General features: G+C 61.1%; 26 protein-coding genes and 1 tRNA gene. 18 read left to right on the forward strand and 9 right to left on the reverse strand.

What is annotated here, in order from left to right; translation table 11 throughout:
• Positions 1-8: 8 nt before the first annotated feature.
• From acnD to JFU04_RS22060, 4 genes are all read right to left on the reverse strand, one after another.
• A complete protein-coding gene (gene acnD / locus JFU04_RS22045) occupies positions 9-2,603 on the reverse strand; it encodes a Fe/S-dependent 2-methylisocitrate dehydratase AcnD (RefSeq protein ID WP_120449476.1) in 2,595 nt (864 codons plus the stop codon).
• Between the two features lie 198 nt (positions 2,604-2,801).
• The gene (prpC, locus tag JFU04_RS22050; RefSeq protein ID WP_065909502.1) at positions 2,802-3,929 is read right to left on the reverse strand and encodes a bifunctional 2-methylcitrate synthase/citrate synthase; all 1,128 of its coding nucleotides are present in this window, start codon (positions 3,927-3,929) and stop codon (positions 2,802-2,804) included.
• Between the two features lie 92 nt (positions 3,930-4,021).
• Complete coding sequence (gene prpB / locus JFU04_RS22055; protein WP_065909500.1) at positions 4,022-4,915, reverse strand: methylisocitrate lyase; 894 nt, start codon at positions 4,913-4,915, stop codon at positions 4,022-4,024.
• Between the two features lie 3 nt (positions 4,916-4,918).
• Complete coding sequence (locus JFU04_RS22060) at positions 4,919-5,623, reverse strand: GntR family transcriptional regulator (RefSeq protein WP_065909498.1); 705 nt, start codon at positions 5,621-5,623, stop codon at positions 4,919-4,921.
• 270 nt (positions 5,624-5,893) lie between these two features.
• Between JFU04_RS22060 and rloA the strand changes: the two genes are divergently transcribed.
• The 5 genes from rloA (at position 5,894) to JFU04_RS22085 (ending at position 11,062) form a co-directional block, all read left to right on the forward strand.
• Positions 5,894-6,427 carry a retropepsin-like aspartic peptidase RloA gene (rloA, locus tag JFU04_RS22065; protein WP_065909496.1) on the forward strand — a complete coding sequence of 178 codons (534 nt, stop codon included), beginning with the start codon at positions 5,894-5,896 and terminating at the stop codon, positions 6,425-6,427.
• A 5-nt stretch (positions 6,428-6,432) separates the two neighbouring features.
• Positions 6,433-7,965 (forward strand): osmotic stress tolerance membrane protein RloB, encoded by a 1,533-nt coding sequence (gene rloB / locus JFU04_RS22070; RefSeq protein WP_065909494.1) that lies wholly within the window; start codon positions 6,433-6,435, stop codon positions 7,963-7,965.
• Positions 7,965-8,951 carry an alpha-L-glutamate ligase-like protein gene (locus tag JFU04_RS22075; RefSeq protein WP_106802933.1) on the forward strand — a complete coding sequence of 329 codons (987 nt, stop codon included), beginning with the start codon at positions 7,965-7,967 and terminating at the stop codon, positions 8,949-8,951. Before rloB ends, JFU04_RS22075 begins: the two co-directional genes overlap by 1 nt.
• Before the next feature lie 157 nt (positions 8,952-9,108).
• Positions 9,109-10,452 (forward strand): aminodeoxychorismate synthase component I, encoded by a 1,344-nt coding sequence (gene pabB / locus JFU04_RS22080; RefSeq protein ID WP_201145712.1) that lies wholly within the window; start codon positions 9,109-9,111, stop codon positions 10,450-10,452.
• Between the two features lie 253 nt (positions 10,453-10,705).
• Positions 10,706-11,062, forward strand: a complete 357-nt coding sequence (locus JFU04_RS22085) for a helix-turn-helix domain-containing protein (protein WP_120449487.1) — start codon at positions 10,706-10,708, stop codon at positions 11,060-11,062.
• A gap of 74 nt (positions 11,063-11,136) precedes the next feature.
• Here JFU04_RS22085 and thrH read toward each other — a convergent pair whose 3' ends face one another.
• On the reverse strand, positions 11,137-11,754 hold the full coding sequence (gene thrH / locus JFU04_RS22090; protein WP_106802930.1) for a bifunctional phosphoserine phosphatase/homoserine phosphotransferase ThrH: 618 nt from the start codon (positions 11,752-11,754) through the stop codon (positions 11,137-11,139).
• 153 nt (positions 11,755-11,907) lie between these two features.
• Between thrH and JFU04_RS22095 the strand changes: the two genes are divergently transcribed.
• The 3 genes from JFU04_RS22095 (at position 11,908) to JFU04_RS22105 (ending at position 15,328) form a co-directional block, all read left to right on the forward strand.
• A complete protein-coding gene (locus JFU04_RS22095) occupies positions 11,908-12,642 on the forward strand; it encodes a phosphoadenylyl-sulfate reductase (protein WP_065909478.1) in 735 nt (244 codons plus the stop codon).
• A 417-nt stretch (positions 12,643-13,059) separates the two neighbouring features.
• Positions 13,060-14,586: an NCS1 family nucleobase:cation symporter-1 gene (locus JFU04_RS22100; protein ID WP_065909477.1), complete on the forward strand. Its 1,527-nt coding sequence runs from the start codon at positions 13,060-13,062 to the stop codon at positions 14,584-14,586.
• Between the two features lie 13 nt (positions 14,587-14,599).
• Positions 14,600-15,328, forward strand: coding sequence for an aspartate/glutamate racemase family protein (locus JFU04_RS22105; RefSeq protein ID WP_201145713.1), 729 nt, complete (start codon positions 14,600-14,602; stop codon positions 15,326-15,328).
• A 326-nt stretch (positions 15,329-15,654) separates the two neighbouring features.
• Here JFU04_RS22105 and JFU04_RS22110 read toward each other — a convergent pair whose 3' ends face one another.
• On the reverse strand, positions 15,655-16,578 hold the full coding sequence (locus JFU04_RS22110) for a LysR family transcriptional regulator (protein ID WP_120449492.1): 924 nt from the start codon (positions 16,576-16,578) through the stop codon (positions 15,655-15,657).
• A 106-nt stretch (positions 16,579-16,684) separates the two neighbouring features.
• Between JFU04_RS22110 and JFU04_RS22115 the strand changes: the two genes are divergently transcribed.
• The gene (locus JFU04_RS22115; RefSeq protein WP_106802926.1) at positions 16,685-17,431 is read left to right on the forward strand and encodes a 3-oxoacyl-ACP reductase family protein; all 747 of its coding nucleotides are present in this window, start codon (positions 16,685-16,687) and stop codon (positions 17,429-17,431) included.
• Between the two features lie 86 nt (positions 17,432-17,517).
• Here the strand turns inward: JFU04_RS22115 and JFU04_RS22120 are convergent, their stop codons facing one another.
• Positions 17,518-18,207 carry an HAD-IA family hydrolase gene (locus tag JFU04_RS22120; protein WP_106802925.1) on the reverse strand — a complete coding sequence of 230 codons (690 nt, stop codon included), beginning with the start codon at positions 18,205-18,207 and terminating at the stop codon, positions 17,518-17,520.
• 105 nt (positions 18,208-18,312) lie between these two features.
• Positions 18,313-19,161, reverse strand: a complete 849-nt coding sequence (locus JFU04_RS22125; protein ID WP_201145714.1) for an oxidoreductase — start codon at positions 19,159-19,161, stop codon at positions 18,313-18,315.
• A gap of 98 nt (positions 19,162-19,259) precedes the next feature.
• Here JFU04_RS22125 and JFU04_RS22130 point away from each other — a divergent pair, with 98 nt between their 5' ends.
• The 7 genes from JFU04_RS22130 to JFU04_RS22160 all read left to right on the forward strand — a co-directional run bounded on the left by JFU04_RS22130 (position 19,260) and on the right by JFU04_RS22160 (position 23,253).
• On the forward strand, positions 19,260-20,156 hold the full coding sequence (locus tag JFU04_RS22130; protein ID WP_201145715.1) for a LysR family transcriptional regulator: 897 nt from the start codon (positions 19,260-19,262) through the stop codon (positions 20,154-20,156).
• A 28-nt stretch (positions 20,157-20,184) separates the two neighbouring features.
• Positions 20,185-20,541: a DUF2784 domain-containing protein gene (locus tag JFU04_RS22135; protein ID WP_201145716.1), complete on the forward strand. Its 357-nt coding sequence runs from the start codon at positions 20,185-20,187 to the stop codon at positions 20,539-20,541.
• 83 nt (positions 20,542-20,624) lie between these two features.
• Positions 20,625-21,203: a DUF4337 domain-containing protein gene (locus JFU04_RS22140; protein ID WP_065909463.1), complete on the forward strand. Its 579-nt coding sequence runs from the start codon at positions 20,625-20,627 to the stop codon at positions 21,201-21,203.
• 133 nt (positions 21,204-21,336) lie between these two features.
• Positions 21,337-21,996, forward strand: a complete 660-nt coding sequence (locus JFU04_RS22145; RefSeq protein WP_106802921.1) for a M24 family metallopeptidase — start codon at positions 21,337-21,339, stop codon at positions 21,994-21,996.
• Between the two features lie 16 nt (positions 21,997-22,012).
• Complete coding sequence (locus JFU04_RS22150) at positions 22,013-22,366, forward strand: gamma-glutamylcyclotransferase family protein (protein ID WP_120449503.1); 354 nt, start codon at positions 22,013-22,015, stop codon at positions 22,364-22,366.
• Between the two features lie 101 nt (positions 22,367-22,467).
• Entirely contained in the window at positions 22,468-22,803 is a 336-nt protein-coding gene (locus JFU04_RS22155; protein ID WP_065909457.1) for a hypothetical protein, read from the forward strand.
• Between the two features lie 72 nt (positions 22,804-22,875).
• A complete protein-coding gene (locus tag JFU04_RS22160; protein ID WP_106802919.1) occupies positions 22,876-23,253 on the forward strand; it encodes a c-type cytochrome in 378 nt (125 codons plus the stop codon).
• A 70-nt stretch (positions 23,254-23,323) separates the two neighbouring features.
• On the opposite strand, the gene JFU04_RS22165 is transcribed toward JFU04_RS22160, so the two are convergent.
• Positions 23,324-23,413, reverse strand: a tRNA-Ser gene (locus tag JFU04_RS22165).
• A 336-nt stretch (positions 23,414-23,749) separates the two neighbouring features.
• On the opposite strand from JFU04_RS22165, the gene JFU04_RS22170 reads away from it, so the two are divergent.
• Positions 23,750-24,442, forward strand: a complete 693-nt coding sequence (locus tag JFU04_RS22170; RefSeq protein ID WP_201145717.1) for a crotonase/enoyl-CoA hydratase family protein — start codon at positions 23,750-23,752, stop codon at positions 24,440-24,442.
• Positions 24,443-24,653: 211 nt separating this feature from the next.
• Positions 24,654-25,394, forward strand: coding sequence for a 1-acylglycerol-3-phosphate O-acyltransferase (locus JFU04_RS22175; RefSeq protein WP_201145718.1), 741 nt, complete (start codon positions 24,654-24,656; stop codon positions 25,392-25,394).
• Positions 25,395-25,426: the final 32 nt, after the last annotated feature.

Consider the following 25,426-nt stretch of genomic DNA (forward strand, 5'->3'; position numbering starts at 1 on the left):
TATCCTCTTCAGGCGGTCGCCGCCGATTCCAGGAAGTCCTGGGCAAAACGTTGCAACACGCCGCCCGCCTCGTAGATCGACACTTCTTCGGCGGTGTCCAGGCGGCAGGTCACCGGCACTTCGACACGTTCGCCATTCTTGCGGTTGATCACCAGGGTCAGCCGCGCACGCGGGGTGCGCTCGCCGACCACGTCATAGGTTTCGCTGCCGTCGATCTGCAGGGTGTGGCGGTCGGTGCCCGGCAGGAATTCCAGCGGCAACACGCCCATGCCCACCAGGTTGGTGCGGTGGATGCGCTCGAAGCCTTCGGCGGCAATCGCTTCCACACCGGCCAGGCGCACGCCCTTGGCCGCCCAGTCGCGGGACGAGCCCTGGCCGTAGTCGGCGCCGGCAATGATGATCAGCGGCTGCTTGCGTTCCATGTAGGTTTCGATGGCTTCCCACATCCGCGTGACCTGGCCTTCCGGCTCGATACGCGCCAGCGAACCCTGCTTGACCTTGCCGTTCTCCTGCACCATTTCATTGAACAGTTTCGGGTTGGCGAACGTCGCGCGCTGCGCGGTCAGGTGGTCGCCACGGTGCGTCGCGTACGAGTTGAAGTCGACTTCCGGCAGGCCCATCTTCGCCAGGTATTCGCCGGCGGCGCTGTCGAGCATGATCGCGTTGGACGGCGACAGGTGATCGGTGGTGATGTTGTCCGGCAGCACCGCCAGCGGACGCATGCCCTTGAGCGGACGGGCGCCGGCCAGGGCGCCTTCCCAATACGGCGGACGGCGGATATAGGTGCTCTGCGGGCGCCACTCGTACAGCGGCGCCACTTTGGGGCCGGTGTCTTCGTGGATGGCGAACATCGGGATGTACACGGCGCGGAACTGCTCCGGCTTGACCGAGGCCTTGACCACGGCGTCGATTTCTTCATCGCTTGGCCAGATGTCCTGCAAGCGGATTTCCTTGCCCTCGGCGTCCAAGCCCAGTACGTCCTTTTCGATGTCGAAACGGATGGTGCCGGCAATCGCATACGCCACCACCAGCGGCGGTGAGGCCAGGAACGCTTGCTTGGCGTACGGGTGGATGCGCCCGTCGAAGTTGCGATTGCCCGACAGCACGGCGGTGGCGTACAGGTCGCGGTCGATGATCTCTTGCTGGATCACCGGATCGAGTGCACCGGACATGCCGTTGCAGGTGGTGCAGGCGAAGGCCACCACGCCGAAGCCAAGCTTTTCCAGCTCATGGCCCAGGCCGGCTTCTTCCAGGTACATGGCCACGGTTTTCGAGCCCGGGGCCAGCGACGACTTGACCCACGGTTTGCGCGTCAAGCCGAGCTTATTGGCGTTGCGCGCCAGCAGGCCGGCAGCGATCACGTTGCGCGGGTTGCTGGTGTTGGTGCAACTGGTGATGGCGGCGATGATCACCGCGCCGTCGGGCATTTGCCCCGGCACTTCATCCCATTGGCCGGAAATACCTTTGGCGGCCAGGTCGCGGGTGGCGACGCGGGCGTGCGGGTTGCTCGGGCCGGCCATATTGCGCACGACGCTGGACAGGTCGAACGTCAGGCCGCGCTCGTATTGCGCGCCCTTGAGGTCATCGCCCCACAAGCCGGTGTGGCGAGCGTACTGCTCGACCAGAGTGACTTGCTCGTCTTCGCGGCCAGTGAGTTTCAGGTAGGCGATGGTCTGCTGATCGATATAGAACATGGCCGCGGTGGCGCCGTATTCCGGCGCCATGTTGGAGATGGTTGCGCGGTCGCCCAGGGTCAGCTTCGAGGCGCCTTCGCCAAAGAACTCCAGCCACGCACCGACGACTTTCTGTTGACGCAGGAACTCGGTCAACGCCAACACCATGTCGGTGGCGGTGATGCCCGGCAGCAGCTTGCCGGTCAGCTCTACACCGATGATTTCCGGCAGGCGCATCCACGATGCACGCCCGAGCATCACGCTCTCGGCTTCCAGGCCGCCGACGCCGATGGCGATCACGCCGAGGGCATCCACGTGCGGGGTATGGCTGTCGGTGCCGACGCAAGTGTCGGGGAAGGCGACGCCGTCGCGCACCTGGATCACCGGGGACATTTTCTCCAGGTTGATCTGGTGCATGATGCCGTTGCCTGGCGGGATCACGTCGACGTTCTTGAAGGCCTTTTTGGTCCACTCGATAAAGTGGAAACGGTCTTCGTTGCGGCGGTCTTCGATGGCGCGGTTTTTCTCGAAGGCGTCCGGGTCAAAACCACCGGCTTCGACCGCCAGGGAGTGATCGACGATCAGTTGAGTCGGCACCACCGGGTTGACCTGGGCCGGGTCGCCGCCTTGCAGGGCGATGGCATCGCGCAGGCCGGCGAGGTCCACCAGCGCGGTCTGGCCGAGGATGTCATGGCACACCACACGCGCCGGAAACCACGGGAAATCGAGGTCGCGCTTGCGCTCGATCAATTGGCTCAGCGAGGCGTTGAGAGTCGCCGGGTCGCAACGGCGTACCAAGTTCTCCGCAAGCACGCGGGAGGTGTAGGGCAAGGTGGCGTAGGCACCGGGGCTGATTGCATCGACAGCCGCGCGGGCGTCGTAGAAATCCAGGCGGCTGCCGGGGAGCGGTTTGCGAAATTCAGTGTTCATCGTCAGGACTCGGTCACGGTAGTTACAAAAGAAGAACCGAAGCAGATCCAGAATTGGAATGTGATCAAAATGTGGGAGGGGGCAAGCCCCGATGGCGGTGGTTCTGTGCCAGCTGTATCAACTGACAGACTGCTATCGGGGGCAAGCCCCCTCCCACATTTGACCTCATACCCATTCCCGGATCGCCGGGTGCCTCACTCAGCGACGTTCGATTGGCACGAACTTGCGCTGCTCGACGCCGATGTACTCGGCGCTTGGACGGATGATGCGGTTGTTGGCGCGCTGCTCGAACACGTGCGCGGCCCAGCCAGTGAGGCGCGAGCACACGAAGATCGGCGTGAACAGCTTGGTCGGGATGCCCATGAAGTGGTACGCCGAGGCATGGTAGAAGTCGGCATTCGGGAACAGCTTTTTCTGCTCCCACATGGTCTTGTCGATGGCTTCGGACACCGGGAACAGCACCTTGTCGCCTACTTCGTCGGCGAGTTTTTTCGACCAGCCCTTGATCACTTCATTACGCGGGTCGCTGTCTTTGTAGATCGCGTGGCCAAAGCCCATGATCTTGTCCTTGCGCGCCAGCATGCCGAGGGTGCCCTCGACAGCTTCCTCGGCCGAACCGAAGCGCTCGATCATTTCCATCGCCGCTTCGTTGGCGCCGCCGTGCAGCGGGCCACGCAGCGAGCCGATGGCGGCGGTGACGCAGGAATACAGGTCGGACAGGGTCGAGGCACACACGCGGGCGGTGAAGGTCGAGGCGTTGAACTCATGCTCGGCGTAGAGGATCAGCGACACGTTCATGACTTTCACGTGCAGCTCGCTCGGCTTCTTGCCGTGCAGCAGGTGCAGGAAGTGGCCGCCAATGGTTGGCTCGTCGGTCACGCAGTCGATGCGCTTGCCGTCGTGGCTGAAGCGGTACCAGTAGCACATGATCGCCGGGAACGCGGCCAGCAGGCGATCGGTCACGTCGCGCTGCACGCTGAAGTCTTTTTCGGGTTCGATATTGCCCAGGAACGAGCAACCGGTGCGCATCACGTCCATCGGGTGTGCGTCAGCGGGGATGCGCTCCAGCACTTCCTTCAACGCTTGCGGCAGGTCGCGCAGCTTGCCCAGCTTGGCGCTGTAGGCCGCCAGCTCGGCTTTGGTCGGCAACTCGCCGTACAGCAGCAGGTAGGCAACTTCTTCAAACTGCGCATCGGCGGCCAGTTCGCGCACGTCGTAGCCGCGATAGGTCAGGCCGGCACCGGCCTGGCCCACGGTCGACAGTGCGGTCTGCCCGGCCACCTGGCCACGCAGGCCAGCGCCACTCAGTACTTTTGCTTCAGCCATGTCTGTTCTCCAATCTTGAATTTATTCGGGAGGCGTTCGTCAACCTCGACCCTGCAGGAGCCGGCTTGCGGCCCCTGCAGGGTTGGCAGGCATTACTTTTTCGCGGCAAACAGTGCGTCGAGCTTCTGCTCGAAGGTGTGGTAGTCGATGCGATCGTAAAGCTCCATGCGGGTTTGCATGGTGTCGATCACGTTCTGTTGGGTGCCGTCGCGACGGATCGCGGTGTAGACATTCTCGGCGGCCTTGTTCATGGCGCGGAAAGCCGAGAGCGGGTACAGCACGATGGAAACATCGGCAGATTTCAACTGTTCGACGGTGTACAGCGGGGTCGCACCGAACTCGGTGATGTTGGCCAGGATCGGGGCTTTCACGCGGGAGGCGAACAGCTTGTACATGTCCAACTCGGTGATGGCTTCCGGAAACACCATGTCGGCGCCGGCCTCGATGCACGCGGCGGCACGCTCCAGGGCCGATTCCAGGCCTTCGACGGCCAGCGCGTCGGTGCGCGCCATGATCACGAAGCTGTCATCGGTGCGTGCATCCACGGCGGCCTTGATGCGGTCGACCATTTCCTGCTGCGACACGATTTCTTTATTAGGACGATGACCGCAGCGCTTGGCGCCCACCTGGTCTTCGATGTGGATGGCGGCGGCGCCAAACTTGATCATCGACTTGACGGTGCGCGCCACGTTGAACGCCGAGGAGCCGAAGCCGGTGTCCACGTCCACCAGCAGCGGCAGGTCGCACACGTCGGTGATGCGGCGCACGTCGGTGAGTACGTCGTCCAGGCCGGTGATGCCCAGGTCCGGCACGCCCAGGGAACCGGCAGCCACCCCGCCACCCGACAGGTAGATCGCCTTGAAACCGGCGCGCTTGGCCAGCAGCGCGTGGTTGGCGTTGATTGCACCGACCACCTGCAGCGGCTGCTCGCTGGCGACCGCGTCACGGAAACGCTGGCCTGGAGTGCTTTTGTTGTTAGAACTCATGACTCACCTCTTCAGGGGGGCGCCGTCGGGGAAATGACGGGCAATGTTGCGTTTGGAAGCGCCGATGTGCCGGCGCATCAACAATTCGGCCAGTTCGCCGTCGCGGTCGGCAATCGCATCCAGGATGCGATGGTGCTCGGCGAAGGCCTGGCGTGGACGATTGGGGGTGGCGGAAAACTGGATGCGGTACATGCGCACCAATTGGTACAGCTCGCCGCAGAGCATTTGGGTCAGGGTGCGATTACCGGCGCCTTGAATTATCCGGTAATGAAAATCGAAGTCGCCTTCCTGCTGGTAGTAGCCGAGGCCAGCCTGGAATGCTTCGTCGCGCTCATGGGTGTGCAGCACCTGGCGCAACTCCTCGATTTCCGCGTCGGTCATGCGCTCGGCGGCCAGGCGACACGCCATGCCTTCCAGCGACTCGCGGATTTCATACAGTTCGATCAGCTCGGCATGGCTCAACGACACGACCCGGGCGCCCACGTGGGGCACGCGCACCAGCAGGCGCTGGCCTTCCAGGCGGTGGATCGCCTCGCGCAACGGGCCACGGCTGATGCCGTAAGTGCGCGCCAGTTCCGGCTCGGAGATCTTGCTGCCGGGGGCGATCTCACCCTTGACGATGGCGGCCTGGATACGGCGAAAGACGTTCTCCGACATCGTTTGGGATTCGTCCGACGCGATTATCGGAGCTTCTGGCTGACCCAGCATATTGTCGACACCTTCAAAAGCAATGCCGCAAAAACTAGCTAATCAGGCCTGCTTAGTCAAAGAATAAATCCACATTGTCGACAATCGTCTAATAACCCTTGATGCACCCGCCCCCGGCATGGCCGGCTGCCAGCGCTGGCGCCAAAAAAGCATCATGTTAGAATGCCCGCCGCATTTGCCTGACATCGCTTGATGAAACGGCGCACCAGAGATTGAGCAGCAATGCCAGTCGCCATGAATGGAACATCGCACTGCACCGCCTCAGGATCTATGAGACTCAAGCCCTTCCCCCTGTTTTGCCTACTGTTCGTCCCCGGTCTTGGCATTGCCGCCGAGAAGACCGTGTATGGCCTCAACGAATACGCCCAGTTGGCCGGCATCGACCTCGAAGTCGCGGCCAAGCTGGACACGGGTGCCAAGACCGCGTCCCTCAGCGCCCGTGACATCAAGCGCTTCAAGCGCAACGGCGAGTCCTGGGTGCGCTTCTACCTGGCGATCGACACCGCCCACTCCCATCCCATCGAACGCCCCCTGGCCCGCGTCAGCAAGATCAAGCGCCGCGCCGGTGACTACGACCCCGATGAGGACAAGAACTACACTGCCCGCCCGGTGATTGCCCTCGACATCTGCATGGGCACCGCTTTACGCAGCATCGAAGTGAACTTGACTGACCGCAGCGCCTTCCAATACCCGCTGCTGATCGGCTCCGAAGCGTTGAAACGCTTTGATGCGCTGGTCGACCCCAGTCTTAAATATGCAGCAGGCAAACCCGCCTGCGCCGCCGACGCTCATACCGCCGAGTAAACCGAATGCGCTCTCTGACCCTGCACCTGAAAATCCTCATCACCATCCTGGTGGTGCTGGGTATTTCGGTCACCGCCTACCAGATCTTCGTGCTGGGGATTCCCGTTACCGAGGACGCCACTGACGACTTGTGGAACATCGACGCCAAGGTCGAGTTCGTCGCCAACCCCAAGGACCCGGTGAAGATCCAGATGTTCGTGCCGCCGCTGAGCCGCGACTTCGTCAGCCTCAATGAAAGCTTCATCTCCAATAACTATGGGGTGAGCGTCAATCGCATCGACGGCAACCGCAAGGTCACCTGGTCCGCGCGTCGGGCCAAGGGCAACCAGACCCTCTACTATCGCCTGGTATTGACCAAGCGCTACAGCGGCGAAAAGGTCAAGGTCAAGGGCCCGACCTTCCGCGACAGCATTGCCGTGGAAGGCCCGGAAAAAATCGCCGCCGAAGCCCTGCTGGCGCCGATTCGCCAGCACTCGGCCGACGTCGAGACCTTTATCAGCGAAGCCATCAAGCGCACCAACAACCTCAACGACGACAACGTCAAGCTGCTGCTGGCGGGCGACCCGTCGACGCCGCACAAGGCCAAGATCGTCGAGTTGCTGCTGTCCATCGCCCATGTGCCGGTGGAAAAAGTCCACACCATTCGCCTGGTGGCCGACCAGCCGCAAGCCCCGGAACTGTGGCTGCGCAGCTTCAATGGCAATGACTGGCTGTACTTCAACCCGGAGACCGGCGAGCAAGGCCTGCCCGCCGACCGCCTGCTGTGGTGGACCGGCGATGAAAACCTGATCACCGTGGATGGCGGCAAGAAAGCCATGGTCACCTTCAGCCTGAACAACAGCGAGATGAACGCGATTCGCCTGGCCAAGCTGACCGACGAGAACACCGACGCCAACTTCCTCGAGTACTCGCTGTACGGCTTGCCGCTGCAAACCCAGCAGACCTTCATGATCATGGTGATGATCCCGATCGGCGTGCTGGTGATCCTGATCCTGCGCAACCTGATCGGCCTGCAGACCCTCGGCACGTTCACGCCGGTGCTGATCGCCCTGGCGTTCCGCGAGACACAGTTGGGCTTCGGGATTGTGCTGTTCACCATTATTACCGCGCTGGGGCTGTCCCTGCGTTCCTACCTGGAACACTTGAAGCTGCAGATGCTGCCGAGGCTCTCGGTGGTGCTGACCTTCGTGGTGGTGCTGATCGCCGCCATCAGCCTGTTCAGCCACAAGCTGGGGCTGGAGCGCGGACTGTCGGTGGCGCTGTTCCCGATGGTGATCCTGACCATGACCATCGAACGCCTGTCGATCACCTGGGAAGAACGCGGCGCCAACCATGCGCTGAAAGTCGCGATCGGCACGCTGTTCGCCGCCTCCCTGGCGCACCTGATCATGAGCGTGCCGGAGCTGGTCTACTTCGTGTTCACCTTCCCGGCGATCCTGCTGATCCTGGTGGGCTTCATGCTGGCCATGGGGCGTTATCGCGGCTACCGCCTGACCGAACTGGTGCGCTTCAAGGCTTTCCTGAAGGCTGACTCGTAATGTTCGGCTTCTGGAAGACCTGGAAGGCCCTCGAAGCGCGGGGGATCATGGGCATCAACCGGCGTAATGCCGACTACGTGCTCAAGTACAACAAGCGCAGCCTGTACCCGATCGTGGATGACAAGATCATCACCAAGGAACGGGCCATGGCTGCCGGCATCCACGTGCCGGAAATGTACGGGGTGATTTCCACCGAGAAGGAAATCGACAAGCTCGACGAGATCATCGGCGGGCGCAGCGACTTCGTGATCAAGCCGGCGCAGGGCGCCGGCGGCGACGGCATCCTGGTGGTGGCGGACCGTTTTGAGGGCCGCTACCGCACGGTGTCGGGCAAGATCATCAGCCATGAAGAGATCGAGCACCAGATTTCCAGCATTCTCACCGGCCTGTACTCCCTGGGCGGCCACCGCGACCGCGCGCTGATCGAATACCGCGTGGTGCCCGACCAGATATTCAAGAGCATCAGCTACGAAGGCGTGCCGGATATCCGCATCATCGTGCTGATGGGCTACCCGGTAATGGCCATGCTGCGCCTGCCGACCCGCCAGTCCGGCGGCAAGGCCAACCTGCACCAGGGCGCGATCGGTGTGGGTGTCGACCTGGCCACCGGCCTGACCCTGCGCGGCACCTGGCTGAACAACATCATCACCAAACACCCCGACACCACCAACGCTGTGGATGGCGTGCAACTGCCCAACTGGGACGGTTTCATGAAGCTCGCGGCCGGCTGCTATGAGCTGTGCGGGCTGGGTTATATCGGCGTGGACATGGTGCTGGACCAGGAGAAAGGCCCGCTGATTCTGGAACTGAATGCGCGGCCGGGGCTGAATATCCAGATCGCCAACGACTGCGGCCTGACCCTGCGCACTCACGCGGTCGAAGCGCGACTGGAAACACTCAAAGCCGCCGGCGTGACGGAAACCGCCGAGGAGCGAGTGAAGTTTGTGCAGGAGATGTTCGGGCATATACCGCTGGTGGAAGGCTGAGGGCATCATCGCCGGCTTGCCGGCGATAGCAGCCTGGGTAGCAATGAAGCGCTCAGGATAGGTCCTCGATCTAACTATCCCCGACATCCCCCCTAGGACGAGATCCTACAGAAGACTACAATCCCCTCCCCCCAAGCCAACGGCTGATCCACCCCGCATGTCGACCTGCTCCGTACAACCAGTGCCCTACCGGGCCAACCCCGCCGAGTATTTTGCGGCGATCCGCCATGCCCCTGGCGCGGTGCTGCTCGACAGCGGCCGCCCCTCAGCCGAGCGCGGTCGTTACGACGTGCTCAGCGCGTGGCCACTGGCGACGTTGACGGTACAACCTGACGAAAGCGGCAGCGACTTCCTGCAACGTCTACGCGAAAACCTGACACAGCTGGGTGAGGCGGCGATTCCCCAAGGTCTGGAGCTGCCGTTTGCCGGGGGCCTGATTGGCTACCTGAGTTACGACTTTGGCCGGCACCTGGAACACATGCCGCAGCTGGCCGTGGACGATTTGCACCTGCCGGACGCACGCTTTGGGCTGTACGCCTGGGCACTGATCAGTGATCACCTGAAGCAGACCAGCCAACTGGTGTTTCATCCCTCGCTGGCCGACAGCGAGCGCCCACGGCTGACGGCGCTTTTCAGCCAGGGCGTTGTCGACACCGCCGCGACCTTCAAACTCCAGGGGCCAATGGCACCGGACCTCAGCGCCGAGGCTTATCGCCAAGCCATCGTGCGCATCCAGGACTATATCCAGGCCGGCGACTGCTACCAGGTCAACTTCGCCCAGCGTTTCCGCGCGCCGTGCAGCGGCGATCCCTGGGCGGCCTATTGCGCGCTGCGCGAAGCCTGCCCCACGCCATTCTCAGGGTTCCAGAGCCTGCCGGATGACGGCGCGCTACTCAGCCTGTCGCCGGAGCGTTTCGTGCATATCAGCGAACGCCGCGTCGAAACCCGTCCGATCAAGGGCACCCGCCCCCGGGGCCTCACGCCGCAGGAAGACGCGGCCAACGCCGCCGAACTGCTGGCCAGCCCCAAGGATCGCGCGGAGAACCTGATGATCGTCGACCTGCTGCGCAACGACCTCGGTCGCACCTGCCGTACCGGCTCGGTGCATGTCCCGGAACTGTTCAGCCTGGAAAGCTACCCCAACGTGCACCACCTGGTGAGCAGCGTGACCGGTGAATTGGCCGACACCAAGGATGCCCTCGACCTGATCGCCGGCAGCTTCCCCGGCGGCTCCATCACCGGCGCCCCGAAGATTCGCGCAATGCAGATCATCGACGAGCTGGAACCGACCCGACGCGGCTTGTACTGCGGCTCGCTGGTGTACCTGGACGTGCGCGGCGAGATGGACAGCTCCATCGCCATCCGCAGTTTGCTGGTCAAGGACGGGCAGGTGTGCTGCTGGGGCGGCGGCGGGATCGTCGCGGACTCGCAGTGGGAGGCCGAATATCAAGAGTCGCTGACCAAGGTACGGGTGTTGTTACACACTTTGGAAAACCTGTAGGGCGGTCTTTCCGGCCTCCTGGCCACCCTGGCAAAAACCTGAATCAGAGCCGTTGTGGACGGCGCATGGGCGGGCGGATAGCGTCAACCGCCCATCAGCCCACTGTGAAGGATCACAGGAAGCGACTGCCAGTTCGTCAGAAATCATTTCCGTGATTGCATCTCTGCCCACCTGCACCTACGATCTCCCAAATTGGGAGGTTGCAGCGATGCGGATAATCGCCCTACGACCAGATCAATGCGGAGACCGTGTGATGAACATCAAACCGATACATTCCCAGGAGGACCTGACCGCTGCGCTTGCCCGCGTGGAACAGATCTGGGGAGCAGCAATAGGCTCACCTGAGGGTGACGAGCTGGAAATTCTCGCCATACTCATCGAAAAATACGAGGCGGAGCATTTTCCAATGCCGCCTTCGGACCCGGTGGAAGCGATCAAATTTCGCATGGAGCAACTGGGCATGACCGCCCGTGATCTTGAGCCCTTCATTGGGACGAGCGGGCGAGTCTCCGAAGTGCTGAATCACAAGCGCAAGCTGAGCCTTTCGATGATCAAGCGCTTGCATGAAGGCCTGCGCATTCCTTATGAGCGGCTGCTGGCAGGGGCCTAGAATCTTTCGCCAGCAAGCCGGCGCCTACATGGATTACACATGACCTGCAGGCGCCGGCTTGCCAGGGATAGTCGTTACAGGCTCAACTGCCGATTCGAGGCCTTGATGAACTCTTTCTTCAAATCCTCGAACGTATGCACCGCCGGGAATTGCGGGAACTCTCGAATCACATTCTCCGGCGCATGGAACAAAATCCCACGGTCGGCTTCGCCCAGCATGCTGGTGTCGTTGTAGGAATCGCCAGCGGCGATCACGCGGTAGTAGAGCGTCTTGAACGCCAGCACCGATTGGCGCTTGGGGTCTTTCTGGCGCAGTTGGTAGCTGACCACGCGGTCGTTTTCGTCGGTGATGAGGCGGTGGCACAACAACGTCGGGAAGCCCAGCTGGCGCATCAGCGGCTGCGAGAACTCGTAGAAAGTATCGGACAGGATCACCACCTGGAAGCGTTCGCGCAGCCAATTGACGAACTCAATGGCGCCGTCCAGCGGCTTGAGGGTGGCGATCACTTCCTGGATGTCGGCGAGTTTCAGCCCGTGTTCGTCGAGGATGCGCAGGCGTTGCTTCATCAGCACGTCGTAGTCGGGAATGTCCCGGGTGGTGGCCCGCAAAGATTCAATACCGGTTTTTTCGGCGAAGGCGATCCAGATTTCCGGAACCAACACCCCTTCCAGGTCAAGACAGGCAATTTCCACAAGACGCTCCCATTGGTTTTATTGAATTGAGCCAGCAAAAAAGGACTGCCGAACTCTAGCGATTCAAGCCCGCCGCCGCAACGCAGGGCGGATTTTGATACCATCACTTCCCTATAGAGCGCTCAGCGCCACTGACCTGTAGGAACCGTCCTGATGAACCAAGCCTTCGACGTCGCTGAACTCGCCGCGACTTACGCCAACAAATCCGCCCAGGATATTCTCAAGCTGGCTTTCAGCCAGTTCGCTGATGACCTGTGGATTTCCTTCAGCGGCGCCGAGGACGTGGTGCTGGTGGACATGGCCTGGAAGCTCAACAAGAACGTCAAGGTGTTCAGCCTCGACACCGGCCGCCTGCACCCGGAGACCTATCGATTCATCGAGCAGGTGCGTGATTTCTACAAGATCGATATCGAGCTGATCTCGCCGGACCAGAGCAAACTGGAACCTTTCGTCAAAGAGAAAGGCCTGTTCAGCTTCTACAAGGACGGCCATGGCGAATGCTGCGGCGTGCGCAAGATCGAGCCGTTGCGCCGCAAGCTCTCGGGCGTCAGCGCCTGGGCTACTGGCCAGCGCCGTGACCAGAGTCCTGGCACACGCAGCCAGGTGGCGGCACTCGAAATCGATACGGCGTTTTCCACCCCGGAACGCACCCTGTACAAGTTCAACCCGCTCGCGCAGATGACCAGCGAAGAAGTCTGGGGCTACATCCGCATGCTCGAACTGCCCTACAACAGCCTGCATGAACGCGGCTTCATCAGCATCGGCTGCGAACCCTGCACCCGCCCGGTGCTGCCGAACCAGCACGAGCGCGAAGGTCGCTGGTGGTGGGAAGAAGCCACGCAGAAGGAATGCGGGCTGCACGCCGGGAACATCATCAGCAAGGCCTGAGGGCCGACTTGGTTAAAAAATCTGGGAGCGGGCTCGCCGTAGCAAGCCCGCCCTGCATTTGTTGTTTGTTGCCAGCAATCATGTACACACAGATGTAACCATCGGTGCCATTTATGTGTGCAATTTTTCTGAGCCCGCACCATAACGTAACACCTCGACACGTCCTTCCCTTCCCCTCCTGAATCGACCCCAGGCAGCGTAAAAATAAATAGCTGTTCGAACGGTCAATTTATATCGCTTTAGATTCAGCTAGTTATTTGCCAACCCTGCAAAAACGAAATTACCCGCCGTTTTCATAGAACGAAAACTGGCACGCATGTGGCTTAAGGTGAAAAACTCTTTGTATACAATAAATACAAAACCTACATACACTTTGCCATCGACGGCTTGCCTGCCGATGTGCTGGAGCCTGCCGGAATGCGTACTAGTCTCTCCAATAATATCGCACTGGATCTGCCCTCCTCCCTGAGCCCCGAGACCACAGGTCCCGGCCCGCTGGTACTGAGCCCGCGCCTGCACAACAAGGACCTGGCCCCCACCAAGGTCGAAGGCCGGCGCTGGGGCCGCTACAGCATCTTTGCGCTGTGGACCAACGATGTGCACAACATCGCCAACTACTCGTTCGCCATTGGCTTGTACGCCCTGGGCCTGGGTGGCTGGCAGATCCTGTTATCCCTGGGGATCGGCGCAGCGCTGGTGTATTTCTTCATGAACCTGTCGGGGTACATGGGGCAGAAGACCGGTGTGCCGTTTCCCGTGATCAGCCGTATCAGTTTCGGCATCCATGGCGCGCAGATCCCGGCACTGATCCGCGCGGTGATTGCGATTGCCTGGTTCGGTATCCAGACCTACCTGGCCTCGGTCGTTTTCCGCGTGTTGCTTACCGCGATTCATCCAGGCTTCGCCGCCTATGACCACAACTCGATCCTGGGCCTGTCGTCCCTTGGCTGGGCGTGTTTTGTCGCGATCTGGCTGGTACAGCTGGTGATCCTGGCCTACGGCATGGAGATGGTGCGGCGCTATGAAGGCTTCGCCGGGCCGGTGATTCTGCTGACCGTGGCCTCGCTGGCCGGCTGGATGTACTTCCAGGCGGGCGGCAACATTGCCTGGTCGATCCGTGAACCGCTGAGCGGCGGCGAGATGTGGCGCAATATCTTTGCCGGTGGCGCGCTGTGGCTGGCGATCTACGGCACGCTGATCCTCAACTTCTGCGACTTTGCCCGCTCCTCGCCGTGCCGCAAGACCATCCTGGTCGGCAACTTCTGGGGCCTGCCGGTGAATATCCTGGTGTTCGCGGCGATCACCGTGCTGCTCTGCGGCGGGCAGTTCCAGCTCAATGGCCGGGTGATCGAAAGCCCGACCGAAATCATCGCGGCCATCCCCAATACGTTTTTCCTGGTGCTCGGTTGCCTGGCGTTCCTGATCGTCACCGTGGCGGTGAACATCATGGCCAACTTTGTCGCGCCCGCCTTTGTGCTGAGCAACCTGGCGCCCAAGTACCTGAACTTCCGCCGCGCCGGGTTGATCAGCGCCACCGTGGCGGTGCTGATCCTGCCGTGGAATCTCTACAACAGCCCGCTGGTGATCGTGTATTTCCTCTCTGGCCTGGGCGCGCTGCTGGGGCCGTTGTACGGGGTGATCATGGTCGATTACTGGTTGATCCGTAAAAGCCAGGTGGACGTGCCCCAGCTGTATAGCGAAGACCCGAAAGGCGTTTATTACTACAGCCGTGGGGTGAATATGCGCGCGGTCGCGGCGTTCATTCCTGCAGCGGTGATCGCCATCCTGTTGGCGCTGTTGCCGGGATTTGCCAGCGTCTCGCCGTTTTCCTGGCTGTTTGGCGCCGGTATTGCAGGGTTGCTGTACCTGCTGATCGCCAAGCGCCAGGCGTTCTACGCCGATGTCAGCGGCGAAAGCATTGCAGTCGATAACGTCAGTCATTAATCAAGGACCTCCCATGCGTATCCTCGTGGTCAACGTCAACACCACCGAATCCATCACCGAGACCATTGCCCAGCAGGCACGCGCTGTGGCGGCACCGGGCACCGAGATTGTCGGGCTCACGCCGTACTTCGGTGCGGAGTCGGTGGAGGGCAACTTTGAAAGCTACCTGGCCGCCATCGCCGTGATGGACCGCGTGATGGCCTACGACCAGCCGTTTGATGCGGTGATCCAGGCCGGCTACGGCGAACACGGCCGTGAAGGTTTGCAGGAATTGTTGAACGTGCCGGTGGTGGACATCACCGAAGCGGCCGCCAGCACCGCGATGTTTCTCGGTCATGCCTATTCGGTAGTGACCACCCTGGACCGTACCGTGCCGCTGATCGAGGACCGCCTGAAACTCGCCGGCCTGTACCAGCGCTGCGCCTCGGTGCGCGCCAGTGGCATGGCCGTATTGGAGCTGGAAGAAAACCCGCTGGCGGCCATGGAAGCCATTGTGCGCCAGGCAGAGTTGGCCATCAGCGAGGACAAGGCCGAGGTGATCTGCCTGGGTTGCGGCGGCATGGCCGGGCTGGATGAGCAGATTCGCCAGCGCACCGGGGTGCCGGTGGTGGATGGCGTGACGGCGGCGGTGACCATCGCCGAATCCCTGGTGCGGCTGGGGTTGTCGACGTCGAAGATTCGCACGTATGCCACGCCGCGGCCGAAGAAAGTTATCGGCTGGCCGGGCAGGCTTGGTCGGTAGACCGAGGTGGGGCTATCGCAGGCAAGCCAGCTCCCACATTGGAATGGGGTCGGCCGGGCAGGTTCGGTCGGTATACCGAGGTGAGGCTATCGCAGGCAAGCCAGCTCCCACATTGGAATGGGGTCGACCGGGCAGATTTGGTCGGTAGACCGAGGTCGGGGTATTGCTGGCAAGCCAGTTCATACATAGGAATGGTGTCGACAGGGCAGGTTTGATCGGTAGGCCGAGGTGGGTGTATCGCAGGCAAGCCAGCTCCTACAATGGAATGGGGTCGGTTGTGGGAGCCGGGCTTGCCCGCGATGGCGTCACCGCGGTTCGAGGTCGGGTCAAATCGCGCTGAATCGCTGGCCCAGCTGGTGCTCGGCAAACTGCTCGATGATGAAGTCCACAAACGCCCGGGTCTTGCCGGGCAGCAGTTTGTGTTCGGCGTAGTAGATCGAGATAGTGCCGTCATCGACGTACCAGTCGGGCAGCACCCGCACGACCGCGCCGCTGTCGAGGAACGGCACGGCCATCGGCATGCTCACCAGCGCGATGCCCAGGCCCTGGGCGCTGGCGCAGCAGGCGGCTTCCGAGTCGCTCATGGTCATGCCGGGCTTGAGCACCAACGGGCGCTGTTCGCGCCCGATACTGGTGAGTTGCCAGGAACGAATGCGCCCGGTTTGCGGCGAGCGGATCAGGATGCCCTTGCAGCGGGCCAGGTCTTCAGGCGAAAGGACCGGCGGGCGCCGCGCCAGGTAATCCGGCGAGGCCACCAGCACCCGATGCGCCGGCGACAGCTTGCGCGCGACCACCCCTTGCGGCAGCTCGAAACCACCGCCGATCGCGGCATCAAAGCCTTGGCCGATCAGGTCGACCTGGCGGTTATCGAAATGCCAGTCCGGGCTGATGTCCGGAAAGCGCCGCATGAATTCGCCCAGCAGCGGCACCACATACCGATTGCCGAACACCGTGCCCATGCTGACCTTGAGCGTGCCTACCGGCCGCCCTTCGGCGCTGGCCAGGTTGGCCACGGCATTCTGGATGGTGGTGAGGCTGGCGCTGACTTCTTCGAGGAACAGTTTGCCGGCTTCGGTCAGGGTCAGGCGCCGGGTGCTGCGCTGGAACAGGCGCACGCCGAGGCGCGCTTCCAGCTTGGCGACGCTTTTGCCGACCGCTGCCGGAGTCAGGCTCAGGTGTCGCGCCGCCTCGGCAAAACTGCCACCCTCGGCGCTGCGCACGAAGCATTCGATACTGCCAAAGCTTTCCATATCAACCCATTCAAAACTTTTGGTTTACACAGACTATAGCAATCACGGTCTACCGGGTGGCCGGGGTGAGGTCGATACTCGCCTCATCAACTACTCGGAGATCGACATGACCACACAAAACCTCACCGGCAAAGTCGCCTTGATCCAAGGCGGTTCTCGCGGCATCGGCGCCGCCATCGTCAAGCGCCTGGCCGCACAAGGCGCAGCGGTCGCCTTTACTTACGTCAGCTCGGCCGCCAAGGCGCAAGCCCTGCAGGACAGCGTAATCAGCGAAGGCGGCAAGGCCCTGGCGATTCACGCCGACAGCGCCGATGCCACGGCGATTCGCAACGCCGTCAATGCCACCGTCGAAGCCTTCGGGCGCCTGGATATCCTGGTGAACAACGCCGGCGTACTGGCCATCGCGCCGCTGGAAGATTTCACCTTGGAAGATTTCGACCAGACCCTGGCGATCAACGTGCGCAGTGTATTTATCGCGACCCAGGAAGCGGCCAGGCACATGGGCGAAGGCGGCCGGGTGATCAATATCGGCAGCACCAATGCCGAGCGCATGCCGTTTGGCGGCGGTGGCCCGTACGCGATGAGCAAGGCGGCGCTGGTGGGACTGACCAAAGGCCTGGCGCGCGACCTGGGGCCACGGGGCATTACCATCAACAACGTGCAGCCGGGTCCGGTGGACACCGACATGAACCCTGCAGACAGTGACTTCGCCGAAAGCCTGATCGGCTTGATGGCCGTGGGCCGTTACGGGCATGTCGAAGAGATTGCGAGTTTCGTCGCGTATCTCGCCGGGCCTGAGGCCGGTTACATCACCGGGGCAAGCCTGACCATTGATGGCGGTTTCAGCGCGTAACCCTTGCAGGAGCCCGGCGTGCCGGCGATAGCGGTCTTGAAGACGCCATCGCCGGCACGCCGGGCTCCTGCATTTGATTGTGGGATTTAATTGAACGGCGGCAGGCCATACGCAGCCAGGTCGAACTCCGCGAGTTTGCGGATGATCTGGTCGGCGTGGTGGTACTTGCTGTCGGCCATGGCTTCGTCGGGCACCGCAATGGCGGTCATGTGGGCGGCCTTCGCGGCGGTCACACCGAACGGCGAATCCTCGAACACCAGACAATCTTCAGGCGCCACGCCGAGTCGGCGCGCGGCGGTGAGGAAGATATCTGGCGCTGGCTTGGCGGCACCGACTTCCGGGTCGTCAGCCGTCACAATGGTGTCGAACAACCCGAACCACTCGCGGTGCAACGTGGTTTTGTGGCCAAACGAATTGCGCGACGAACTGGTGCCCACGGCAATCGGGATGTTGTGCGCCTTCAAGTGCCGCACCAGCGCTTCGGCGCCAGGCATGCCCAGGGCCTTGGGAAAGCGCTCGCTCATCAGCGGTTCGCGGATCTCGAGAAACTCGGCCGGGGTGATCGGCAGGTCCAGCGCCTTGACCACATAATCGGCCAGGTCCTGGGCACCGCGTCCGATGATGTGCTGCTTGATGCCCCAGTCGTAGGTACGCCCGTAGCGTTCGGCGATGATCTGCGTGACTTCGGTGTAGATGCCTTCCGTGTCCAGCAACAATCCGTCCATATCAAAAATCACGGCCTTGATCGGACCGACTGCAGTACGCGGTGCATTCATCAGTAAAACACCCTGGGGAAGGACTAAAAGGATTCAGCACAATAGCGGCCCGGGTTGCCTGCAAGCAACCACCGGGGCCACGATTACCTTCGTCCCCCCCAAGGCTCAATCAGGAAAATCCGCCCCCTGCGTCACGTCCGCCCACGCTTCAAAGTCAGCACTCAATGCCTTGACCTTGGAGCGTGCAAAGCCCAGTGCAGCCTTGCCCAACAGCAAGCGCAGGGGCGGCTGCTCGGCCTCCACTGCCTTGACGATGGCAATCGCCGCGCGCACCGGATCACCCGGTTGCTTGCCGCTGTAATTGCGCACGGTGCTGGCACGGGCCGCCGCGGTATCGCGGTAGTCGTCGATGGCGTGCGCGGCTTCGTTGGCCGAACGTCCAGCCCAGTCGGTACGGAACGGCCCCGGCTCCACCAGCAGGACCTTGATCCCCAGCGGCGCAACTTCCTGGGACAGCGCTTCGGACAACCCCTCCACGGCAAACTTGGTGGCGTTGTAGAAACTCAGGGAAGGGAACGCAGCAATACCGCCCACCGAAGAAATATTCACCACCGTGCCCGAGCGCCGCGCACGCATGCCGGGCAATACCGCGCGGGTCATGGCGCTGAGGCCCCACACGTTGATTTCGAACATGCGGCGCACTTCGTCCAACTGGCTTTCTTCGAACGCGCCGAAGTAGCCGATCCCGGCATTGTTGACCAGCACATCGATATGCCCGAAGTGCGCATGCGCCGCCTGCACCGCCGCCTCAACCTGGGCCTGGTCCGTCACGTCCAGGGTCAGCACCAATGCGTGGTCTTCGTGACCGGCAACGATGTCCTGCACCTGTTGCGGATTGCGCGCGGTCACCACCGTCGGGTAGCCGAGGCTCAAGGTGTGCAACGCCAATTGACGGCCGAAACCGGTGGAGCAACCGGTGATAAACCAGACAGGTTTTGCAGTTGAATCGGTCATGAAGGGCCTTCCTCGTGAGGTGAGGAAAAAAGTATGCGCGCGGGTGTTCTTGTTAAAAAGATGCATAATCCGCAAGCCCCTTTCGGAAAAACCACACAATGGACGCGCCGGATTTCCAGCAATTGCGCCTGTTCCTACAGGTCGCGCGCACCAAAAGCTTCACCCAGGCGGCGGATGCCGTCAGCCTGTCGGTGTCGACCGTCAGCCAGCGCGTCGGCGCCCTGGAAAAACAGCTGGGTGTGCGCCTGCTCAATCGCACCACCCGCAGCGTCAGCCTGACCGAGGCCGGCACACAGCTGCTGGAAAAAATCACGCCGCTGCTCGAAGAGCTGGAAACCAGTTTGCACAGTGTCGCCGCCGCTACCGTCGAGGCCAGCGGCACTTTGCGCCTCAACATTCCCTCCACCGCCAGCCGCATGGTGCTGCAACCGCTGTTGCAGGGTTTCCTGCACAAACACCCGGGGATCAATCTGGAAGTGGCCGTGGATAACGCGCTGGTCGATATCGTCGCCCAGGGCTTCGATGCGGGAATCCGCTACGACCACGTACTGGCCGAGGACATGGTGGTGATCCCGGTGGCCCGGCAACTGCGCTTTGTGATTGTCGCCACTCCCGGCTACTTGCAGGGGCGCAACGTGCCGACCCATCCTCACGATTTGCTCGAGCATGAATGCGTCAACTACCGCAGCGCGCAAACCGGCCTGATGCACCGCTGGGATTTCGAAAAAGACGGCAAACCGCTGCGGGTCACGGTCAAGGGCCGACTGGCGACCAATGACATCGAACTGATGATCAGGGGCGCACTCGACGGCTTCGGCTTTGCCTACGTGGCGCGCTCCAGTGTCGAGGCGTATTTGCACAGCGGCGAGTTGGTGGAAGTCCTGGGCGACTGGATTACCCACAGCGCGCTGTATTTGTACTACTTCAACCGCAGCAACACGCCAAAGAAACTGCGGGTGTTTATCGACTACCTGCAACAACAACTCGGCGACTGACCCAGGCCCCCTTAAAAGCGAACCCATCATGCTCTATCGCGTAATCGCCGACGGCCTCGTGCTGTTTCACCTGTGCTTCATCCTGTTCGTGCTGTTCGGCGGGCTGCTGGCCCTCAAGAGGCGGCCCGTGATGTGGCTGCACCTGCCCGCCGCCGCGTGGGGCGTGGCGGTGGAAGTGTTCCACCTGCCCTGCCCGCTGACCCGCTGGGAAAACCTGTTTCGCCACCTCGCCGGACAGGACGGCTATGCCGGCGGATTCATCGAGCACTACATCCTCACGCTGATTTACCCGGCCGGGCTGACGCCACAGATCCAGCTGGGGCTGGGCGCGCTGGTACTGCTGATCAACGCGGCGGTGTATGTGCGCTTGATCAGGCGCAGGTAGGAAATTTGCAGCGTTACGTACAGGATTGAGACAGCTGGCGTGGTGAAGAATCAGACTCCCTCATTCCGTTCGTAGACTCCCCCATGTCCGAAGCCTTCGAAGTCCCCAGCCCCCACGAAAAACACCTCGAACACACCACCGAACATGCCCACGGCCGCGGGGATAATTTCGCCAGCCGCATCGCCGTGATGACCGCGCTCATGGCCACCCTCGGTGCCATGCTCAGCTACCAGGCCGGTTCCACCGAAAGCGAAGCGGCGATGGACAAGAACAACGCCGCCATCATCAAGACTGAAGCGGCCAACCAATGGAACTACTACCAGGCCAAATCCAGCCGACAAAACCTGGCGGAACTGGCCACGCATATCCCCGGTGTGGACGCTGCGCATTACAAGGATGAGATCGAGCGCTACAAAAGCCAGAAGGAAGACGTGCGCAAGCAGGCGGAGAAACTTGAAGCCACCTCGAAGGAATGGGACGAGAAATCCGAACAGGCGCTGCACCAGCATCACCGCTGGGCCCAGGCGATGACCGCGATCCAGATCGCGATTTCGCTGGCCGCGATCACCTTGCTGACGCGCAAGGAGTGGCTTAAACGGATGTCCTACACGGCCGGCGGCATCGCCTTGGTATTGGGCGGCCTGGCGTGGCTGCACGTCTGAACCTGCAGGCGCAAGCAGTGTGCTGTCGACAGAAAATGTCGGCACACAGCGCGTTTGCACTTTGGCTGCTCCGCTCTATCGCTATATAGTAAAATGCACAGCGCCTGATGCTGCTCAACGCGAGGAAAAGCCGGTGTCCACACAACCCAAAGAAGCCGTGGGCGCCGCCTACAGTATCGACTCCATGCGTTTTGCCCAGGCCATGACCTGGCAAGCCATCGAACAGCTTTCCCAGCGCATCCGCCCCGGCATGCTGGAGTCCGAAGCTCGCGAGCTGGGCAAGCAGGTGCTCGCCGACCTCGACATGCAACGCATCTGGCACCCGCTGCTGGTGCGCTTCGGCGCCAATACCCTGAAGGCCTTCAACCAACGCTCCGACGGCGACCCGGTGCTGGGCGAAAACGATATCTTCTTCATCGACATGGGCGCCGTGTGGCAAGGCCACGAAGGTGATGCCGGCGCGACCTTCGCCACCGGCAACGATCCGCAAATGCTCGCCTGCGCCAGCGCCGCCAAAGAGCTGTTCGACCGCGTGCAGGCCCGCTGGAAAAACGCCAAGGTCGTCGGCCTCGAGCTGTACCGCTACGCCGAAGAACAAGCCCAGGCCATGGGCTGGCGACTCAACCTCGACATCAAGGGCCACCGCGTCAGCGATTTCCCCCACGCCGTCCATCGCGGCGGAGACCTGGGCGACTTCGAGCACTACCCGAACGCCGGATTGTGGATCCTGGAAATCCAGATCGCCCACCCAACCAAGCCGTATGGCGCCTTCTACGAAGACTTACTCGCCTGACCTTTAAGGAACATCCATGGACCGCTCCACCGAACACCCCGTGCTGTTGTTTTCCTACGGCACGTTGCAAGACAAAGCGGTGCAACTGGCCAACTTCGGCCGCGAGCTGACAGGCCAGCAGGACGCCATGCTCGGCTATTCACAAAGCTGGGTCGAGATCACCGACCCAGAGGTGCTGGCAAGCAGTGGCAAGACCCATCACCCGATCGTGGCGCCGACCACCGAGCCAGGTGCCCAAGTCGAGGGCAGTGTGTTTCAGATTACCGAGCAGGAATTGGCCGCCGCCGATGCGTATGAAGTGTCGGACTACAAGCGCGTGTCGGTGGCGCTGGCGTCAGGCCTCACGGCATGGGTGTATGTACAAGCCTGAAGATGAAATTTCCGGTAAATGATTTCAATCTCACAGGCCGGAGATTAGAGTGGCGCGCCTTCGAGAATTGAATCTCGATTTTTAGCCCATGGAGTTACCCCGTGAAGTACGTCAGTAAAGTGGTTGCAGCAGCTGTTCTCGGTTTCACCCTCGCAGGCTGCACCGGCACCGCCATCAAATCCCCGCAATACGACAGCAGCCAATACACCGTTCTCGGTCACAGCGAAGCCAGCGCCACCGGCATCATGCTCTTCGGCGTCATCCCGATCGGCCAGAACAGCCGCTTCGTCCGCGCCCAGGATGCCGCAATCAAGGCAAAAGGCGGCGACGCGCTGATCAACACCCAAGTCCAGGAAAACTGGTTCTGGGCTTGGGTACTGAGCGGTTACACCACCAAGATTTCCGGTGATGTGATCAAGCTGAAAACCGCACAGTAAGCGCACGACGTGAAAAAGCCGCTTATCTCTTCGGGAGAAAGCGGCTTTTTCATGCAATAAGGCCTGATAAAAATGAAAATCTTGGTCATCGCTTCGCTGGGGATCTTATCGCTGGCTCAAACACCCCTGGCCGTCGCGGAAAACAGCAACGGGAAAAACCTCTACCTGCAACGATGCGCGATGTGTCACGGCGCCGACATCAAGGCAACAGGCCCGCTGGCGCATAAAAGCACGCCTCCCACACCTGACCTCACGACCGCCGCTTTCAAGAAGCGCCTGAGTGATTATCCGGGCGTTATCGTTTCTTCGATAATACTTCGCCCTAACGGCGACTTGATCCCGAGAACGTTACGAGAGAACGGCGTAAAGCTGGCGCCGCACGCTTGGAGCATCCAGGATCTGCGTGATTTGAATCAGTACATGAGTGGCGTGATTTCGAAAGCGAGGTGATTTTCAGACGCCAGAAACCACAAACCCCCGGTTTTCTCTGGGAAAACCGGGGGTTTGTGTTTACTTAATGTGGCGGTGAAGGAGAGATTCGAACTCTCGATACAATTTCTTGTATACACACTTTCCAGGCGTGCTCCTTAAGCCACTCGGACACTTCACCGTATCTCGTCAAACCAGTTCAGTCTGTCGAGGCGCGCTAATGTAGTCGAAAGCCTTTCTGATGGCAAAGGTTTTTTTCAGAATTTTCATGCGCTTAGACCGCTATACCGGGAGGTGCCCGGCAAGGGGTGGTGATTCTGCCATTCTTGGGCATGAGCAGCACGCGTCTGGAACGGCGATTGCGCCCTGCCTTAGGCTATTGGGCGACCGGCATGCGGGAAAAGTCTGACTGGGTAGTCAGTCACGGCGCTTTACCGGGACGGGCGTGGTGGGTAACGTCTGTGCATACGCTTCTATAAACAGCCTATCTATAACAAGTCCTACAAGGAACCGCGTCATGAGTGAGTTGATTGCTTACCACCTCGAAGACGGTATCGCGACCCTGACCTTGAGCAACGGCAAGGTGAATGCCATTTCTCCCGATGTGGTCAGTGCGTTTAATACAGCGCTGGACCAGGCCGAGAAGGACCGCGCGGTGGTGATCATCACCGGGACGCCGGGGATTTTGTCGGGTGGTTATGATTTGAAAGTGATGACGGCCGGCCCTAAAGAGGCAATCGGCCTGGTGACGTCGGGCTCGACGTTGGCGCGTCGCCTGTTGTCGCACCCGTTTCCGGTGATTGTGGCGTGCCCTGGGCATGCGGTCGCCAAGGGCGCATTCCTGTTGTTGTCGGCGGATTATCGGATTGGTGTGGAAGGGCCGTTCAGCATTGGCCTGAATGAAGTGGCAATCGGCATGACCATGCACCACGCCGGGATCGAGTTGGCGCGGGATCGGCTGCGCAAATCCGCGTTTCATCGTTCGGTGATCAACGCCGAGATGTTCGACCCGCAAGGCGCCTTGGGCGCAGGCTTCCTCGATAAGGTGGTCGCACCGCAAGAGCTGCATGCTGCAGCGCTGGAAGCGGCCCGTCAGTTGAAGAAGCTGAATATGAACGCCCACAAACACACCAAGTTGAAGGTGCGCAAAGCGCTGCTGGAAGCGCTGGACGATGCGATCATCCAGGACCAGGGCCATATCCTCAGCTAAAGCCTGCAGCCGCATAAAAAAGCCCGACCTTGAGTCGGGCTTTTTCTTACAGATAAATTCGAATCATCCTCAGCCGCTCTAGCCTGCCCATGTCAGCAGATGTTGAAACATGTACTTAAACATCGCCTATCTCCTCCCTCTACAGGGGTAATTGCCGAATACAGTGCACAACCGTACACTGCGCCACCTTTTGTCCCGATGGGCTGTTTCGATGCTTTTTCTGTTGCGTATGTTGTTGATGGGCCTGCACTTTATGGTCGCCGGCGTACTGGGCGTGCTGATCGGTGTCTGTCGGCCGTTCAACCCGGATAACAGCCGTTTATGTGCTCGCCTCTACGCGCTGCCAGCCATGTGGATCCTGCGCCTGAATGTGAAGGCCGACGTGGACTCGCTGCGCAACAAGCCCGGTACATGCGTGATCATTGCCAACCACCAGTCCAACTATGACCTGTTTGTGTTCGGCACCGTGGTGCCGCACCGCACGGTGTGTATCGCCAAGAAAAGCCTCAAGTGGGTGCCGCTGTTCGGCCAGCTGTTCTGGCTGGCGGGCAATGTGCTGATTGATCGCGGCAACGCGCACAAGGCGCGCCGCGCGATGCTTACCACTACACACACCTTGCAGCATGAGGACACGTCGATCTGGGTGTTTCCGGAAGGCACGCGCAACCTGGGCAAAGGCCTGTTGCCGTTCAAGAAAGGTGCGTTCCATATGGCGATTGCCGCCGGTGTACCGATCGTGCAGGTGTGCGTGAGCAATTACGTCACCCACATGCAGCTCAATCGCTGGAACAGCGGTGATGTGCTCATACGCTCGCTGCCGCCGATTCCTACGTCAGGCCTGACTGCAGACGACATCCCGCAGTTGATGCAGGCCTGCCAGGCGCAAATGGATGAATGCATTGCAGGGATGGACCGCGAACTGCAAACCGCCTGGACACCCGCGCCTTTGTGATTTTGTGGGGCCGCACCGCCCCCCATGCTGCG

It is taken from the genome of Pseudomonas sp. TH21, from assembly GCF_016651025.1.
Lineage (GTDB): Bacteria > Pseudomonadota > Gammaproteobacteria > Pseudomonadales > Pseudomonadaceae > Aquipseudomonas > Aquipseudomonas aylmerensis.

Bases quoted from the DNA above. Each gene is read 5' to 3' on its own strand.
- acnD (WP_120449476.1), bottom strand. From the start codon at position 2,603: ATGAACACTGAATTTCGCAAACCGCTCCCCGGCAGCCGCCTGGATTTC.
- prpC (WP_065909502.1), bottom strand. From the start codon at position 3,929: ATGGCTGAAGCAAAAGTACTGAGTGGCGCTGGCCTGCGTGGCCAGGTG.
- prpB (WP_065909500.1), bottom strand. From the start codon at position 4,915: ATGAGTTCTAACAACAAAAGCACTCCAGGCCAGCGTTTCCGTGACGCG.
- JFU04_RS22060 (WP_065909498.1), bottom strand. From the start codon at position 5,623: ATGCTGGGTCAGCCAGAAGCTCCGATAATCGCGTCGGACGAATCCCAA.
- rloA (WP_065909496.1), top strand. From the start codon at position 5,894: ATGAGACTCAAGCCCTTCCCCCTGTTTTGCCTACTGTTCGTCCCCGGT.
- rloB (WP_065909494.1), top strand. From the start codon at position 6,433: ATGCGCTCTCTGACCCTGCACCTGAAAATCCTCATCACCATCCTGGTG.
- JFU04_RS22075 (WP_106802933.1), top strand. From the start codon at position 7,965: ATGTTCGGCTTCTGGAAGACCTGGAAGGCCCTCGAAGCGCGGGGGATC.
- pabB (WP_201145712.1), top strand. From the start codon at position 9,109: ATGTCGACCTGCTCCGTACAACCAGTGCCCTACCGGGCCAACCCCGCC.
- JFU04_RS22085 (WP_120449487.1), top strand. From the start codon at position 10,706: ATGAACATCAAACCGATACATTCCCAGGAGGACCTGACCGCTGCGCTT.
- JFU04_RS22095 (WP_065909478.1), top strand. From the start codon at position 11,908: ATGAACCAAGCCTTCGACGTCGCTGAACTCGCCGCGACTTACGCCAAC.
- JFU04_RS22100 (WP_065909477.1), top strand. From the start codon at position 13,060: ATGCGTACTAGTCTCTCCAATAATATCGCACTGGATCTGCCCTCCTCC.
- JFU04_RS22105 (WP_201145713.1), top strand. From the start codon at position 14,600: ATGCGTATCCTCGTGGTCAACGTCAACACCACCGAATCCATCACCGAG.
- JFU04_RS22110 (WP_120449492.1), bottom strand. From the start codon at position 16,578: ATGGAAAGCTTTGGCAGTATCGAATGCTTCGTGCGCAGCGCCGAGGGT.
- JFU04_RS22115 (WP_106802926.1), top strand. From the start codon at position 16,685: ATGACCACACAAAACCTCACCGGCAAAGTCGCCTTGATCCAAGGCGGT.
- JFU04_RS22120 (WP_106802925.1), bottom strand. From the start codon at position 18,207: ATGAATGCACCGCGTACTGCAGTCGGTCCGATCAAGGCCGTGATTTTT.
- JFU04_RS22125 (WP_201145714.1), bottom strand. From the start codon at position 19,161: ATGACCGATTCAACTGCAAAACCTGTCTGGTTTATCACCGGTTGCTCC.
- JFU04_RS22130 (WP_201145715.1), top strand. From the start codon at position 19,260: ATGGACGCGCCGGATTTCCAGCAATTGCGCCTGTTCCTACAGGTCGCG.
- JFU04_RS22135 (WP_201145716.1), top strand. From the start codon at position 20,185: ATGCTCTATCGCGTAATCGCCGACGGCCTCGTGCTGTTTCACCTGTGC.
- JFU04_RS22140 (WP_065909463.1), top strand. From the start codon at position 20,625: ATGTCCGAAGCCTTCGAAGTCCCCAGCCCCCACGAAAAACACCTCGAA.
- JFU04_RS22150 (WP_120449503.1), top strand. From the start codon at position 22,013: ATGGACCGCTCCACCGAACACCCCGTGCTGTTGTTTTCCTACGGCACG.
- JFU04_RS22160 (WP_106802919.1), top strand. From the start codon at position 22,876: ATGAAAATCTTGGTCATCGCTTCGCTGGGGATCTTATCGCTGGCTCAA.
- JFU04_RS22170 (WP_201145717.1), top strand. From the start codon at position 23,750: ATGAGTGAGTTGATTGCTTACCACCTCGAAGACGGTATCGCGACCCTG.
- JFU04_RS22175 (WP_201145718.1), top strand. From the start codon at position 24,654: ATGCTTTTTCTGTTGCGTATGTTGTTGATGGGCCTGCACTTTATGGTC.